The sequence below is a fragment of the Streptomyces sp. NPDC096339 genome (assembly GCF_044762985.1).
GTDB lineage: Bacteria > Actinomycetota > Actinomycetes > Streptomycetales > Streptomycetaceae > Streptomyces.
Map to the genome: position 1 here is coordinate 134,397 of NZ_JBIWFI010000003.1, position 12,688 is coordinate 147,084.

Annotated in this window: 13 protein-coding genes and 2 tRNA genes; 9 read left to right on the forward strand and 6 right to left on the reverse strand. The window is 74.1% G+C overall.

Annotated elements, in window-relative coordinates:
* Positions 1-6: 6 nt before the first annotated feature.
* Both ACIQ5Y_RS07215 and ACIQ5Y_RS07220 read left to right on the forward strand, forming a co-directional pair.
* On the forward strand, positions 7-828 hold the full coding sequence (locus ACIQ5Y_RS07215; protein WP_403876018.1) for an aminotransferase class IV: 822 nt from the start codon (positions 7-9) through the stop codon (positions 826-828).
* A 43-nt stretch (positions 829-871) separates the two neighbouring features.
* Positions 872-1,714 (forward strand): GNAT family N-acetyltransferase, encoded by an 843-nt coding sequence (locus ACIQ5Y_RS07220; protein WP_403876021.1) that lies wholly within the window; start codon positions 872-874, stop codon positions 1,712-1,714.
* A gap of 32 nt (positions 1,715-1,746) precedes the next feature.
* Here the strand turns inward: ACIQ5Y_RS07220 and ACIQ5Y_RS07225 are convergent, their stop codons facing one another.
* Positions 1,747-2,241, reverse strand: coding sequence for a DsbA family protein (locus ACIQ5Y_RS07225; protein ID WP_403876024.1), 495 nt, complete (start codon positions 2,239-2,241; stop codon positions 1,747-1,749).
* A gap of 184 nt (positions 2,242-2,425) precedes the next feature.
* Here ACIQ5Y_RS07225 and ACIQ5Y_RS07230 point away from each other — a divergent pair, with 184 nt between their 5' ends.
* Positions 2,426-2,842, forward strand: coding sequence for a hypothetical protein (locus ACIQ5Y_RS07230; protein ID WP_403876546.1), 417 nt, complete (start codon positions 2,426-2,428; stop codon positions 2,840-2,842).
* A gap of 223 nt (positions 2,843-3,065) precedes the next feature.
* Here ACIQ5Y_RS07230 and ACIQ5Y_RS07235 read toward each other — a convergent pair whose 3' ends face one another.
* Both ACIQ5Y_RS07235 and ACIQ5Y_RS07240 read right to left on the reverse strand, forming a co-directional pair.
* Entirely contained in the window at positions 3,066-3,686 is a 621-nt protein-coding gene (locus ACIQ5Y_RS07235) for a CGNR zinc finger domain-containing protein (protein ID WP_403876027.1), read from the reverse strand.
* Between the two features lie 199 nt (positions 3,687-3,885).
* Positions 3,886-4,299 (reverse strand): SsgA family sporulation/cell division regulator, encoded by a 414-nt coding sequence (locus ACIQ5Y_RS07240; RefSeq protein ID WP_030011909.1) that lies wholly within the window; start codon positions 4,297-4,299, stop codon positions 3,886-3,888.
* A gap of 177 nt (positions 4,300-4,476) precedes the next feature.
* Between ACIQ5Y_RS07240 and ACIQ5Y_RS07245 the strand changes: the two genes are divergently transcribed.
* Both ACIQ5Y_RS07245 and ACIQ5Y_RS07250 read left to right on the forward strand, forming a co-directional pair.
* Positions 4,477-4,938 (forward strand): TIGR02611 family protein, encoded by a 462-nt coding sequence (locus ACIQ5Y_RS07245; protein WP_403876029.1) that lies wholly within the window; start codon positions 4,477-4,479, stop codon positions 4,936-4,938.
* Between the two features lie 57 nt (positions 4,939-4,995).
* Positions 4,996-5,067: transfer RNA gene (locus ACIQ5Y_RS07250), tRNA-Val, on the forward strand.
* A 69-nt stretch (positions 5,068-5,136) separates the two neighbouring features.
* Here the strand turns inward: ACIQ5Y_RS07250 and ACIQ5Y_RS07255 are convergent.
* Positions 5,137-7,470, reverse strand: a complete 2,334-nt coding sequence (locus ACIQ5Y_RS07255; protein ID WP_403876032.1) for an SCO7613 C-terminal domain-containing membrane protein — start codon at positions 7,468-7,470, stop codon at positions 5,137-5,139.
* A gap of 113 nt (positions 7,471-7,583) precedes the next feature.
* Between ACIQ5Y_RS07255 and ACIQ5Y_RS07260 the strand changes: the two genes are divergently transcribed.
* Complete coding sequence (locus ACIQ5Y_RS07260; RefSeq protein ID WP_403876035.1) at positions 7,584-8,075, forward strand: SRPBCC family protein; 492 nt, start codon at positions 7,584-7,586, stop codon at positions 8,073-8,075.
* 38 nt (positions 8,076-8,113) lie between these two features.
* Positions 8,114-8,185 (forward strand) — tRNA-Val (locus ACIQ5Y_RS07265).
* Positions 8,186-8,237: 52 nt separating this feature from the next.
* Here ACIQ5Y_RS07265 and ACIQ5Y_RS07270 read toward each other — a convergent pair.
* Positions 8,238-8,963, reverse strand: coding sequence for a 3'-5' exonuclease (locus ACIQ5Y_RS07270; RefSeq protein WP_403876038.1), 726 nt, complete (start codon positions 8,961-8,963; stop codon positions 8,238-8,240).
* Positions 8,964-9,183: 220 nt separating this feature from the next.
* On the opposite strand from ACIQ5Y_RS07270, the gene ACIQ5Y_RS07275 reads away from it, so the two are divergent.
* Both ACIQ5Y_RS07275 and ACIQ5Y_RS07280 read left to right on the forward strand, forming a co-directional pair.
* On the forward strand, positions 9,184-9,762 hold the full coding sequence (locus ACIQ5Y_RS07275) for a DUF4365 domain-containing protein (RefSeq protein ID WP_403876041.1): 579 nt from the start codon (positions 9,184-9,186) through the stop codon (positions 9,760-9,762).
* A complete protein-coding gene (locus ACIQ5Y_RS07280; protein ID WP_403876044.1) occupies positions 9,762-10,967 on the forward strand; it encodes a hypothetical protein in 1,206 nt (401 codons plus the stop codon). Before ACIQ5Y_RS07275 ends, ACIQ5Y_RS07280 begins: the two co-directional genes overlap by 1 nt.
* Before the next feature lie 65 nt (positions 10,968-11,032).
* On the opposite strand, the gene ACIQ5Y_RS07285 is transcribed toward ACIQ5Y_RS07280, so the two are convergent.
* Positions 11,033-12,574, reverse strand: coding sequence for a hypothetical protein (locus ACIQ5Y_RS07285; RefSeq protein ID WP_403876047.1), 1,542 nt, complete (start codon positions 12,572-12,574; stop codon positions 11,033-11,035).
* Between the last annotated feature and the right edge of the window lie 114 nt (positions 12,575-12,688).

The window sequence follows — 12,688 nt, forward strand, 5'->3', positions numbered from 1 at the left end:
CGCACGGTGAGCATCTGGCTCGACGGAGCACTTCGGGACGTGGACAGCGCGAAGGTGTCCGTCTTCGACCACGGGCTGACCGTGGGGGACGGCGTCTTCGAGACGCTCAAGGCGGCGAGGGGCCGCGCCTTCGCGCTCACCCGCCACCTGGAGCGGCTGACCCGCTCCGCCCGCGGCCTCGGCCTGCCCGACCCCGACCACGACGAGGTGCGCCGCGCCTGCGCCGCCGTGCTCGAAGCCAACCCGGTGGAACACGGGCGGCTGCGCGTCACCTACACCGGCGGCGTCTCCCCGCTCGGCTCCGACCGCGGCGACGGCGGTCCCACGCTGATCGTGGCCCTGGCCGCGTCCGCCCGCCGCCCCGACACCACGGCTGTCGTCACGGTGCCCTGGGTCCGCAACGAGCGCTCCGCGGTCGCCGGCCTGAAGAGCACCTCGTACGCGGAGAACGTCGTGGCGCTGGCCGCCGCCCACCGGGCCGGGGCCTCCGAGGCCCTCCTCGCCAACACGGTCGGCCGGCTCTGCGAGGGCACCGGCTCCAACGTCTTCGTCGTCCTCGACGGGCAGCTGCACACCCCGCCCCTGGCCTCCGGCTGCCTGGCCGGGATCACCCGCGCCCTCGTCGTCGAATGGTCCGGCGCCAAGGAGACCGACCTGCCCGTCGAGGCCCTGGAACAGGCCGAGGAGGTCTTCCTCACCTCCTCGCTGCGCGACGTCCAGGCGGTCGTACGGATCGACGCGCGCGAGCTGGGCGCGGCCCCCGGCCCGGTCACGGCCGAGGCCATGCGGATCTTCGACGCGAAGGCCGGTGCGGATCTCGATCCGTGAATCCCGGTGACGCGGGGCCGCGGGGCCGGTAGAACACCAAGTGATGACCACTACCCTGCGGCCCGCGCAGCCGCTCCAGCGCAACAGTGACGGCACCCGCTCCCGCGCCTACGAGGTGCGGGTCAACAGTCGGCGCGTGGGCGGCGTCGAACTCGCCACCCGTTCGGCGGCCCACCCCGGTACCGGGGTGATCAGGGGGCTGTGGATCGACGAGCCCGACCGGCGGCGCGGGCGCGGCACGGTCGCCGCGCTCGCCGCCGAGGAAGTACTGCGTTCCTGGGGCTGTACGGGCATCGCCGTATCGGTGCCGGCGGACGCGGGGCCGGCGCTGCGGATGGCCGAGACCCTCGGCTACCGGGTGACCGGCCGCGTCCAGGTCAAGGAGCTGCCGGCGCTGCCTCCCGCGCTCCCGCCGGGCGCCGCCGGACGCCCGATGACCCAGGCCGAGTACGACGCCTGGCAGGAGCGGGCCGTCGTCGAATACGGCCGCCACCTCGCCGGCCCCGGCATGACGGCCGAGCAGGCCCTGGCCGCCTCCCGCGCCGAACACGCCGAGCTGCTGCCGGCCGGGCGGGAAACCCCGGGCACGGCCTTCCTCGTCCTCGAGGCGCCGGACGGAACCGCCCTCGGCACCCTGTGGGTGGGGGAGCGCGACCTGCCCGGCGTGGGCCCCGTCCCGTACGTCTGGGACGTGGACGTGGCCGCCGCACACCGCAGGCGCGGGCACGGCCGGACCCTCATGCTGCTGGCCGAGCACGCCGCCCTGGCCGCGGGCGCCCGCCTGCTGGGGCTGCACGTCCACGAGGACAACACCCCGGCCCGGGCCCTGTACGCATCGCTCGGCTACCGGGACAGCACGGTCAACGCGGCCAAGCCGCTGGTCTAGGGGGTGTCCGGCGGGTCAGGTCCGGACAGGCCCTAGCCCGCCAGCAGGCGGTCGGCGATCTCCTCGATGCGGGCGCGCAGGCCCTCCTGGCTCTTGCCGCCGTCGAGGCGCTCGCCGTCGATCACGTACGTCGGGGTGCCGGTCACGCCGATCGCCTTACCCTCGGCCTGGTCGGCGTCGACGATCAGGATGTGCCGGCCGTCGATCAGCGCGGTGTCGAACTCCTCGACGTCCAGGCCCAGTTCGCGTGCCACGTCCAGAAGCACCGACTCCCCGCGCTCCGTCAGCTCCGCGGTCCTGGCCAGTACGGCCTCCGCGTACGCCCAGCCGTTGCCCTGCTCCAAGGCCTCCTCGGCGGCCTGCGCCGCGGCGAAGGCGTGCTTGTGCTTCTCCAGCGGGAAGTGGCGCAGCCGGATGTCCAGCCGGTCGCCGTAGCGGGCCCGCAGGGCACGCACGTCGTCCAGCGCGCTGTGGCAGTCCGGGCACTGGAGTTCGCACCAGACGTCGAGGATCACGGAATCGGTCATGTCCCCAGTCTCCCAGCCCCCGGACGAGCCCGTTCCCCCGCATCCACTCCCCAGGGATGAGGCGCGACCCCGAGATGTCCCGGAGATCCGCCCGGCGGCGGCCCCGGGCCTGGCCGCCGGGGCGGAGGCCGGTGCAGGATGGATGGGGACAGATCGCCCAGCCGTCGAACAGCCGGAGGACCGCATGCTCGCCGAGACCATTTGTTCCGCGGTGTCCGCGGCGGGGCTGGGCATCGCCGCGGTGACCGCCTACCGCAAGCGGTTCCTCACCGCCACGCGGATCGCCGCGTACTCGCTGGTGCCGGTCGCCCTCGTGATGACGGGTCTGGTGGAGTGGGTGTCCGGGATCGTCTTCAACCCGACCGTCTGGATCGGCTTCGGGCTGCTCGGGCTGGCCTGGCTGCTCCTGTTCACCACCCGCGCCGTCGAGCGCCGAGGCCTGGGGAAGAAGGCCGGAGGCACCCCCGAGGCCGTCGCCCCCGCAGCCTCCGCGCCCTCCCTCGGCTCCGGACGGGCGGGCGACAGCCGGAAGCCGACGGCCCCGGCCGCCGGCGACGACTTCTCGGACATCGAGGCGATCCTCAAGAAGCACGGCATCTGAGCCGAGGTCCCCGGATCCCGCCGTGATCCACGAGATCGAGCGAACTCCCGCGCGGACATTGGCGTGTTGAAGGGTGGTCGGCGGTGCGCTGCGCCATCATCGCCCCGACATGCTCGAGACATCGCAGGGTGAGCCGACGGTTCCCGCTCCGGCCCCCGCCTCCGTTGCCGAGGAGCCGAGAGGCTGCCTCTTCGCCCTGTCCCAGCCGCCCTTGATGATCTTCCTAGCGGTGATCGGCGTCCTGCTGCTGCTGGCCGCCGTACACGATCTCTTCCTGCTCTGACGGGCCCGCGTCGGCTCCCTTGCGCCGGGCCCGGTACGCCGCCACGTGCAGCCGGTTCCCGCAGGTCCGGCTGTCGCAGTAACGCCGGGAACGGTTCCGGGAGAGGTCCACGAAGGCCCGCCGGCAGTCCGGGGCCTCGCAGCGGCGCAGCCGCTCCTGCTCGCCGGAGACCACGATGAAGGCCAGGGCCATGCCGCCGTCGGCCGCCAGGTGGTCGCCGACCGAGGCGCCGGGCGCGAAGTAGTGCACGTGCCAGTCGTAGCCGTCGTGGTCGGTCAGCTGCGGGGTGGTGCCCGCCGTCGCGACCAGCTCGTTGATCAGCGCGGAAGCGGCGCGCGGGTCCGGGGCGGCGAAGACCTGCGCGAACTTGCCGCGCACCGTGCGCACACCCGCGAGGTCGCGGGCGCCGAGCTCGCCGACGTCGCTGATCGAGTACTCCTGGACGAAGGCGCGCAGCGCGCCGAGGTCCGAGAGCGCGTCGGGCTGGTTCGCCTCGGCCGCTGTGTTCACCAGCGCGACGACGACGTCGAGCGCGCGACGGGTGTCGTGGGGGATCTGCACGGTGGTCTCCCTCAAGGGCCGGGCCTGCGGCGACGACCTCTGTCACCGCTGGGGGCCGACTCTAGCGGGTCCCTCCCGCGCGCAGCGGCGCCGTCCACGCGGGTGGCTCCCGCGGGGACAGCGCCGACACGTCGTATGCGGTTGTCCGGCACACACCGTCGCCCCGAGTCGGACGGTGTCGCGCGGCTGTAGGTCTGGCTCAGCTCTCGGCCAGGATGTGGGAGAGCTCCTTGTCGAGGTCGAAGTGCCGGTGTTCGGTCCCGGGTGGGACCGCGGCATCCGTCCGCTTGAGGAATGACTCCAGTGCTCGGGCGGGGGCTTCGAGCAGTGCTTCTCCCTCCGGTGAGCTCAGGGCGATGCAGACGACCCCCTGACCGTGGCTGCGGGACGGCCAGACGCGGACGTCGCCGGTTCCGGTGGGCCGGTGGAGGCCCTCTGCGAGGAGGTCGCGGGCGAACACCCATTCGACCGTCTCCTCGGCGCCGGTGTGGAAGGTGGCGTGCACGGCGTAGGGGTCGGCCGTGTCATACCGCAGGCCCGCGGGAACAGGCAGTGAGGACTCGCTCGACACAACGAGGCGCAGGTGCAGCTCGCAGCTGACCGTGGTGTTCATAAGCGCCAGGGCCTTTCGCTCAGTGTGCGCTCGGGGATTCGCACGTCGGCGAAATCGACATGCCACCTACGGTGCCGTTGTAAACCCCTCTGACCGTTTTGCGGACCTCTGGGTCCCTCGGACGGCGGATCCAAAGCACCGTTCACGTGTGCTTGGAGCTCGGGTAGATTCGTTCCCATGAATACGGGGAGTGACCGCGGGACGAGTGAGCCCGCCGAGGCGACCGAAGCCGGCGCAGCCGCCGAAGGCGCAGCCGCCGAAGAGACGCCGCACGTGTCGAAGGCACCCGCCTTCATCAAGGCCAACCGCAGCCTGCACCTGAGCTGGCAGGTCGGCGTCTTCGTCGTCGGCCTGGCCATCATCGCCGCGGGCATCGCGATGCTCGTGCTGCCCGGCCCCGGCTGGGTGGCGATCTTCGCGGGCCTGGCGATCTGGGCCACCGAGTTCGCCTGGGCCCACCTCGTGCTGCGCTGGACCAAGCGCAAGGTCACCGAGGCCGCCCAGAAGGCGCTCGACCCCAAGGTCCGCCGCCGCAACATCATCCTGACCAGCGTGGGCCTCGTCATCGCGGCCGCGCTGATCGGCTTCTACCTGTGGAAGTACGGGCTCGTCCTGCCCTGGAACATCAAGGACCAGTGACGGACAGGTGCCGGTCAAGGAGCACCGCTGACATGCGGTAATGTTTGCGGTGCGTCCGGGCGATTAGCTCAGTGGGAGAGCACTTCGTTCACACCGAAGGGGTCACTGGTTCGAACCCAGTATCGCCCACCCGGACCCGAGGCCCGGAGACTTCACAGTCTCCGGGCCTCGGGCGTTTCCCGTCCGCGCCCGCCGCTGTCAGGCGAGCCGGCCGATCGCGTCCCGCAGCCGGCGCACGTCGCGCAGCCGCCGCTCGTACGTCGCCCCCACCGCCAGCAGCAGCAGTCCCGCCATCGCCGGCGGCACCCAGCGCGGCAGCGCCCCCGTCACCTGCACCACGTACGGGGCCAGCTCGTGCAGCGCCACCACCGCCAGCACGCCGCCGCCCAGCAGCAGCGGGGCCTGGAGCCGCCGCCGGGCGCCCGTGAGGGTCACCGCCAGGGCCGCCAGGCCCAGCAGCAGCGGGCGCACCCACTCCGGATCCGCCCAGGCCGCCGCCAGGCTCGGCAGCAGCGTCGCCGACAGCCCGGGGCCGTACGCGGTCCAGGACGAGCTCGCGGGATCCCTGCGCCGCCGCAGCAGGCCCACCGCCAGGGCGGGGAGCGTCACCGGCAGGCTGTAGGCCTCCGGCGCCGTGACCCCGGCATCGGCCAGCCGGACCCAGGTCGCCGCCACGAACAGCGCCCCCGCCGCCCAGCCGAGCACGCGCCGCTCCGGCCGTACCGCCGCCCCCGCGCAGACCACCCCGAGGAGCGCCAGGACCAGCGCCAGGGTCCCGGCCCGCCCGGCCGACAGGGCCACCGCCAGGGCGCCCGCCACCCCCGCCGCGACCTCCGCGGGCAACCGGACGCCGCCCAGCCGGGGCCCGAGCGCGGCCACCGCCGCCGGGACCGCGAGCACCGGGAGCGCCCACCACACCACCGCGAGGTCCGTCAGCGCCGCCGAGGCCACCAGCAGCCCCGTGGCATGGCCGACCGCGCAGACCGCCGCCCCGGCGCGGGCCCAGCGCGGAGCGGGCCCGTACGCCGCCGCGGCAGCGCCGAGCACGCCCAGCAGCCCCCACACCGCGAAGGTCGCCACGCGGCCGTCCAGCGCGCCCAGGGACACGTTCAAGGCCCCGACCAGCGTGCAGGCACCCGCCGCGATCCCGGCCGCACCGGCCCGGGCCCGCAGCGCGAGCACCCCGGCCGCGACCGTCACCACCAGTTGCGCGGCGAACACGGCCGCCACCGGGAAGCCGAGCAGCACCGGGGCCGCGATCAGCCCCGCCCACGCGAGGACCGCCGCCACCGCCGCCGGCTCCGGCCGGGACAGCGTCCGCGACAGCCACCAGGCGACCCCCGCCGTCAGCAGCAGCGCCACCGAGGGCGCCGCCCCCGCCCCGTACGGACCGGCGCCCGGGGTCGTCCCGGCCCACACCTCCGCCACGACCCGGACCCGCGCCGACAGGGCCGCGGCCGCCGGAACCGCGGACAGCACCGCCGACACCGCGGCCACACCCGCCCCGGCCCAGGCCAGCCCGCGCCGGACCGGCGCCGGGAGCGCGTCGACCCGTACGGTCGTCAGCAGGGCCGACGCGACCAGCAGGTACGCCACCACCGACCAGGCGGGGGACAGCTCCGGCCGGGCCGCACCGCCCAGCGCCGCCACCGCCGCCAGACCGCCGACCAGGGCCGCGGCCCAGGCACGCGGCTCCCGCCACGCCGCCGCCACCCCGAGGGCCGCGCCCGCCAGCAGCAGCGCGGCCGGGGCCAGGGCGTCGGACGCCGAAGCCGCCGACCAGGACTCGGACACCCCGGTCAGCAGCGCCGCCGAGCCCAGCGCGGCCGCCGGGAGCGCCGCCCACCGCAGCCGCAGCGCGAGCGCCGCGTCCAGCGCGGCCGTCGCCAGCAGTGCCCAGGCGAGCGCCGGCGGGCCCGCCTGCGCGGCGAGCGCCGCCAGCGGCAGCGGGAGCTGCGCGGCCAGCACCGCCGCCGGTACCGGGATCCGCAGGCCGCGCAGGGCCGCCCCGTACCCGGCCCACGCCGCCGCCAGCACCGCGGCCGCCACGGCCGTGTAGGCCCGGGGGTCGACGTCCGCCGCGGCGACGACGTACAGCGCGTACGCGTCCAGCACCGTCAGCAGCAGCCCCACCGCCGCGACGGACTCCGCCGTCGAGCGCAGCCCACGGCGCAGCAGCGGCACGGGCGTGGCCAGAGCCGCCGTGGTCACCACGCCCAGCACCGCGGAACGGCCCGCGATACCGAGCGAACCCCAGCTCACCAGCGTGAACGCCAGCGCGGCCACGGCCAGCAGGACGGCGCCCAGGGTGAGCAGCACGTTCTGCGCACTCGGCGCCGAAGCGTCCTTCGCGGGCCCGGCCGCCGGAGCGAACCCCGGCGCGGAGGCCGGGGAGGGCGTCGGCCCCGCCGCGTACAGCAGGCGCAGCAGCCAGTCCCTGCGGGCCAGCAAGTACTGGCGGCGGGAGTCGAGTTGGAGCAACTCGCGGTCGATGAGCGCCAGCTCCTCGGCCGGCGGCAGGGGCGTGTTCATATCCGGAGTGTGGCGCCGGTCACCCGGTCAGGACATGCGCGTACGTACTCAGATGTGCCCTGAGTACGCGCGAACCGGGCCCGCGCGGACCCGCCGCGCGCCACACTGGATCCATGGACCGCAGCCACTGGGACCGCTGGAACCGCTACCGCTTCCGCAGCGTGTGGGACCTCGACGCCCCGCCCGCGCGCGTCTTCGCCGTACTGGAACTCCCCGGCGAGTACCCGCACTGGTGGCCCCAGATCCGCCGGGTCGAGGAGCTCGACGAGCGCAGCGGCACCGCGACCATCCGGTCGGTGCTGCCCTACTCCCTCCACGTCACGGCCACCCAGCTGCTGCGCGACCCCGGGCGGGGAGTCCTGGAGGTGGCCCTGCGCGGTGATCTCGACGGCTGGGCGCGGTGGACCGTACGGCCGCGCGGCGCCGTGACGGGAGCCCCGAGGACCCGGGCCCTGTACGAGCAGGAGGTCGAGGTGCGGCAACCGCTGATGCGCCGGCTCGCGCTGCCCGGGCGGCCGGTGTTCCGGCTCAACCACGCCCTGATGATGCGGGCCGGACGGCGGGGCCTGGCGGCCCTGCTGGCCCGACGCCCGGAGGCGGTTTGAACCGTCCCCAAGTCTTCTGTATTGTTCAGTCCGTTCCCGGGCGATTAGCTCAGCGGGAGAGCACTTCGTTCACACCGAAGGGGTCACTGGTTCGATCCCAGTATCGCCCACCGGGACAGGCCGGTCCGTCTTGCGACGGACCGGCCTTCCGCATTTCCGGGGCTAGGCCGCCGTCGACAGGTCCGGCCGCAGCGGCCAGTGCGGGTCCACCGCCTCCGGCGTCCCCTGGCGCGCGAACCACGCCTGCAGGCCGCGCGCCTGTGCCGCGTGCCACACCGCCTGCAGCGTGTGCAGCTCCGCCGGGGTCAGCCGCTCAAGGCGGGCCGCGAACCGGCGCCCCACCGCCCGTACGAGCTCCAGCGAGGCCTGCGCGTCCGCCGCCGCGTCGTGGGCGCCCTCCAGCTCGATCCCGTAGTGCTCGCACAGGTCCGTCAGCGTCCGGCGGCCCTTGCGGTACCGGTCCAGGTGCTTGTCCAGGACGCGCGGATCCAGCACCGTCAGCGGCCGGTTGTCCAGATACCGCGCCAGCGAGGACGCCCGGTGCCGGCGCAACTCCCGATCCAGCAGGGTCAGATCGAACGGCGCGTTCATCACCACCACCGGGCGGCCCGCCACCTGCTGCTCGCCGAGCGCGCGGGCTATCTCCTCCACCACCGGGGCGGGCCAGCGGCCGTTGCGCTGGAGGTGCTCGTCGGTCAGGCCGTGCACTTCCGTGGCGCCCGGGGGCACCGGAATCCCGGGATTGACCAGCCAGCGCGTGGTGCGGACCCGGCCTCCCGCACACTCCTGGACGATGAGCGCGGCGGACACGATCCGGTCCTGCTCGACGTCCACTCCGGTGGTCTCCGTGTCGAATGCGGCCAGCGGGCCCTCGTACCAGCGTGTCATGGCGAACTCCTCGTCCCCGGTCGGCAGATGGGGCGACACCCGGCAGTGCCCTGAAGACGTGCCACCTTCTCCCGCATCGGTGATACCCGTGCTGTTTGCCGTGTACGCCGTTTGCGGCGGCCCGGGTGCGGAGACAACAGCCAAGGGGGACCGCACACATGACCGGTCGTCACCCCACCCACCACAGACGGCAGAGCCCGGAAGGCATGGGGAGCCGGCCATGGCGCTCGCGCAGCCCGAACCGGGCGGGGTGCTGCAGGGACACACCGGTCCGCCGACCGGACCGCTGCGCGGCACACTCGCCACCACCGCCTGCATGGAGACCCTCCAGGTGGGATACCTGCACGCCGTCGCGGCCGCGGCCGGCTGCTCGCTCTCGCAGCCCTTTCCCGACAACGGCATCGACTGGCACGTCAGCCACGGCGCTCCCGAGCACGTCGTCGACGACGAGGTCACCATCAAGGTGCAGTTGAAGGCGACCTACCAGATACCGCCCCGGCCGGCCGGCCCGACCTTCGCCTTCACCCTCGACAACGAGCACCTCGTGAAGCTGGCCCGGACCCCGGTCGCCGTCCACAAGATCCTCGTCGTGATGCTCGTCCCCAGGGAGCGCGACCAGTGGCTCGCCGCCGGGCACGACCGGCTCGACCTGCGGCACTGCTGCTACTGGACCAACCTCGCGGGACACCCCGTGACCGGCCGGCGCCGGACCACCGTACGGATCCCGACCACGCGGATCTTCGACGACCGCGCGCTGTGCGAGATCATGACCCGGGTCGGGTCGGGAGGGACACCCTGATGAACTGGCACCCGCCGCACCTCGAACCGCTCTCGTCCCCGGAGTTCACGCCGGGCACGCCCGATCCGGCGGAGGTCGATCCGCTGGTGCTGGGCGCCCTGCTGCACCGGCACGGGTGGCTCCGGCGCGGCGGCGCGGCCGGGCGGTACGGGCGCTGGACCCCGCCGAGCCAGACCGGCACCAGCCTGCTCGTCCCCGAGAGCCGCGGCTTCCCCGACTGCGCCGACCTGCTGGAGGAGGCGCTGACCGCGCTCTCGCGCAGCGCGCTGCCGTCCGCGCGGGAGGTGCTCTACGGGCTGAGCGTGCCGAGCGACGAGATCCGCTGGGAACGGGAGATCCCGCGAGGAGCGTACGGGCTGCGCGGCGACGCGGCGTGGACGGTGCAGGAACAGCTCCGCGCGGCCGCCCGGCAGTTGCTGCTGGCGGGCGCGCTGGCCGACCGGGCCAGGGCCGGGTACTACGGGGCCCGGCACCGGGCCCAGGCCGCACGGGCCCTGGAGGGGGTGCTGGTGGGGCCGGCCCCGGGCGGGCGGCGGTTGACGGCCTTCGTGCCGGTGGACGGCGGTCGGGGGACCGTGACGCGACTGCACCAGGCCCTGCACGCCGCCCGCGAGGCGGTGGACTACCAGCGGGCCACGGGCGGCATGGAGGCCTTCGACGCCGCCGTGCAGGCCGGGGTCAGCCGGGAGCTCGCCGATGCCCTGATCGCGCTGGTGCGGGGTTCGGAGGGGGCCAGCATCGCCCTGGCCTGGGCGCCGGCGGCGGGGGTCCCGGCGGGCTGCGCGGCCCGGCCGGAGCCGGTGGAGTTCTCGCCGGGCGACCTCCCGGTGCTGCGGGAGGCGGCCGCCCGCTACACCCGCGACGAGCCGGCCGTGGCGGTCCGGATCGCGGGGGCGGTGGTGCGGATGCGCCGGGCGGCGGCGGGTGGCGGCGGTACGGTCCGGGTCCGGGTCCTGGCCGGGGCGGAAGTCCCGTACGTCCGGGCCGTCCTCGACGAGGAGTCGTACCGGGTGGCGGTCCACGCGCACCTGGCCGGACTGCCGATCCGGGTCAGCGGGCGCCTGCAGCGGCGCGGCGGCTTCCGGAGGTTGGCCGATGCCGTGGACGTGACACCGGTGCCGCTGGACGAGGTCGAGAGGGACCGGCTGATGAAGTCACTGGACGAGTCCTTCGACCCGGTGGACGTGCTGCCGTCCGATGACTAGGCGGAACCCGGACACGCCGGTGCCCCTCCGCCTTGCAGGAAGGCGGAGGGGCACCGGCGTGCGCGTCAGGCCGTGGTGCGGCGCCGGCGGCCGGTCCCGGCCATCAGCGCGGCGCCCATGGCGACGGCCACACCGGCTCCGCCGAGGGCCCAGGAGGTGGCCGGGTCGGCGCCGGTGGCGGCGAGTTCACCGCCGGTGTGGGTGGTGGCCGTGCCGGTGCTGATCGGGGTCGTGCCGCCGCCGTTGGGCTTCGGCTGGTTGCCGGTGTTCCCGGTCCCGGTCCCGGTCCCGTTCTCGTTGCCGGTGTTGCCGGTGTTGCCGGTGTTGCCGGTGTTGCCACCGTTGTTCGTGCCCGGGGCGACGATCTGGGTCAGGCGCGCCTTGGAGCGCGACCTGACGTACGAGTGGGCTTCCTCGTCGTACGGCCCGCTGCCGAAGAAGCCGATGCGGAGGTCGCCCTTGGGCGCGTCGGCCGTCGCGCGGATGCGGATCTGGACGTCGAACGCCTTGCCGCTGCCGACCGGCCCGGACGCGATCTCGTAGCCGAAGTGGTCCTGATCCCCGATCCGGTCATAGGTCGGGTGCCACCCGAGGACGCCCTTCTCGTCCTTGCTGTAGACCTCGACTTCGAGCTGGTCGCTGTTCATCCCGGAGGGCTCCAGCCGCTCCAGCAGCATCCCCAGGGCGAAGTCCTCCAAGTCGTCCTTGCCGGTGTTGTCGACGCGTACGGTCATGTTGGCCCAGCCGCCGCCGGCGGTGATGGAGGCGGGTGCCTCGGTCACGGTGAGGGCGGGGCCCTCGATGACCGTCGGCTGGGTCGGGCCCTCCTCCTCCTCCTTGGCACCCGCGATCTTGGTCTGGTACCAGGTCGCGGGAGAGGCGTTGAGGGCCGAGCCGTTGCGGCTGGTGCCGTCGGAGTACATCTCGAAGGGGAGCGCGGGGGTGTCGGCGGCGAAGCCGATCCGCACCTCCACCGCGTAGTCCGCCTCGCCGGCCACGGAGGCGGTGGTCCCGAGGTAGTACTTGAACCCGGGCCCCATGGTCTCGCCGGTGACGGCCTTCACGGGCTGCCAGACGCCGCCGACCAGCCGCTCGACCTTGACCTGGGAGGTCGTGAAGACGCCGTCCCACTCCATCACGTTGAGGCTGGGGGTGAAGTTGGGGACGGCGCGGTTGCCGGAGTTGTCGACCTGCACGGTCAGCTTCGTCCAGCTGCCGTCCTTCTTGAACCCGCCCTCGGGGATGCCGTGGATGGTGACTTCCGGGGCGGAGATGATGCCGTTGGGCTGTTCGTACTCGTCCTCGGCCGGCTTCTCGGCCTCCTTGATCGACGTCTGGCCGCCCGCGGGCTTCTGGGACTCCGGCTGCTTCGTCTCGGGGCCCTGGGCCGCCGGCTCCGGCGCCGCCGGCTTCTGGGCGGCCTCAGTCGCGGGAGCAGCCGGGACCTCGGGCGTCTGCGCCGACGCGGCGTCGTCCTTCGGCTCGCTGTCCGGAACGGTCACTGCGGGCTGGTCGGTCTCGTCGGCCATCGCGGGCGTACTCATGAGGACCGTCGGGCCGACCACCGCGGCCGCGGCGACCGCGGCCAGACGCTTGCTGAGCTTCACTGCTACCCCCCTGGTGTTTTGAACGGGATCAGATTAGGAGGTGAGCGGCCCCGTGGACGTCGGCTGAGATCACGGATTGGCACCGATACTTCCGGCCCCCTCGACAGCTTCCGG

What these genes read in the sequence shown, in the direction of transcription:
- ACIQ5Y_RS07220 (WP_403876021.1), top strand. Translation starts at nt 872, where the DNA reads ATGACCACTACCCTGCGGCCCGCGCAGCCGCTCCAGCGCAACAGTGAC.
- ACIQ5Y_RS07225 (WP_403876024.1), bottom strand. Translation starts at nt 2,241, where the DNA reads ATGACCGATTCCGTGATCCTCGACGTCTGGTGCGAACTCCAGTGCCCG.
- ACIQ5Y_RS07230 (WP_403876546.1), top strand. Translation starts at nt 2,426, where the DNA reads ATGCTCGCCGAGACCATTTGTTCCGCGGTGTCCGCGGCGGGGCTGGGC.
- ACIQ5Y_RS07240 (WP_030011909.1), bottom strand. Translation starts at nt 4,299, where the DNA reads ATGAACACCACGGTCAGCTGCGAGCTGCACCTGCGCCTCGTTGTGTCG.
- ACIQ5Y_RS07245 (WP_403876029.1), top strand. Translation starts at nt 4,477, where the DNA reads ATGAATACGGGGAGTGACCGCGGGACGAGTGAGCCCGCCGAGGCGACC.
- ACIQ5Y_RS07255 (WP_403876032.1), bottom strand. Translation starts at nt 7,470, where the DNA reads ATGAACACGCCCCTGCCGCCGGCCGAGGAGCTGGCGCTCATCGACCGC.
- ACIQ5Y_RS07260 (WP_403876035.1), top strand. Translation starts at nt 7,584, where the DNA reads ATGGACCGCAGCCACTGGGACCGCTGGAACCGCTACCGCTTCCGCAGC.
- ACIQ5Y_RS07270 (WP_403876038.1), bottom strand. Translation starts at nt 8,963, where the DNA reads ATGACACGCTGGTACGAGGGCCCGCTGGCCGCATTCGACACGGAGACC.
- ACIQ5Y_RS07275 (WP_403876041.1), top strand. Translation starts at nt 9,184, where the DNA reads ATGGCGCTCGCGCAGCCCGAACCGGGCGGGGTGCTGCAGGGACACACC.
- ACIQ5Y_RS07280 (WP_403876044.1), top strand. Translation starts at nt 9,762, where the DNA reads ATGAACTGGCACCCGCCGCACCTCGAACCGCTCTCGTCCCCGGAGTTC.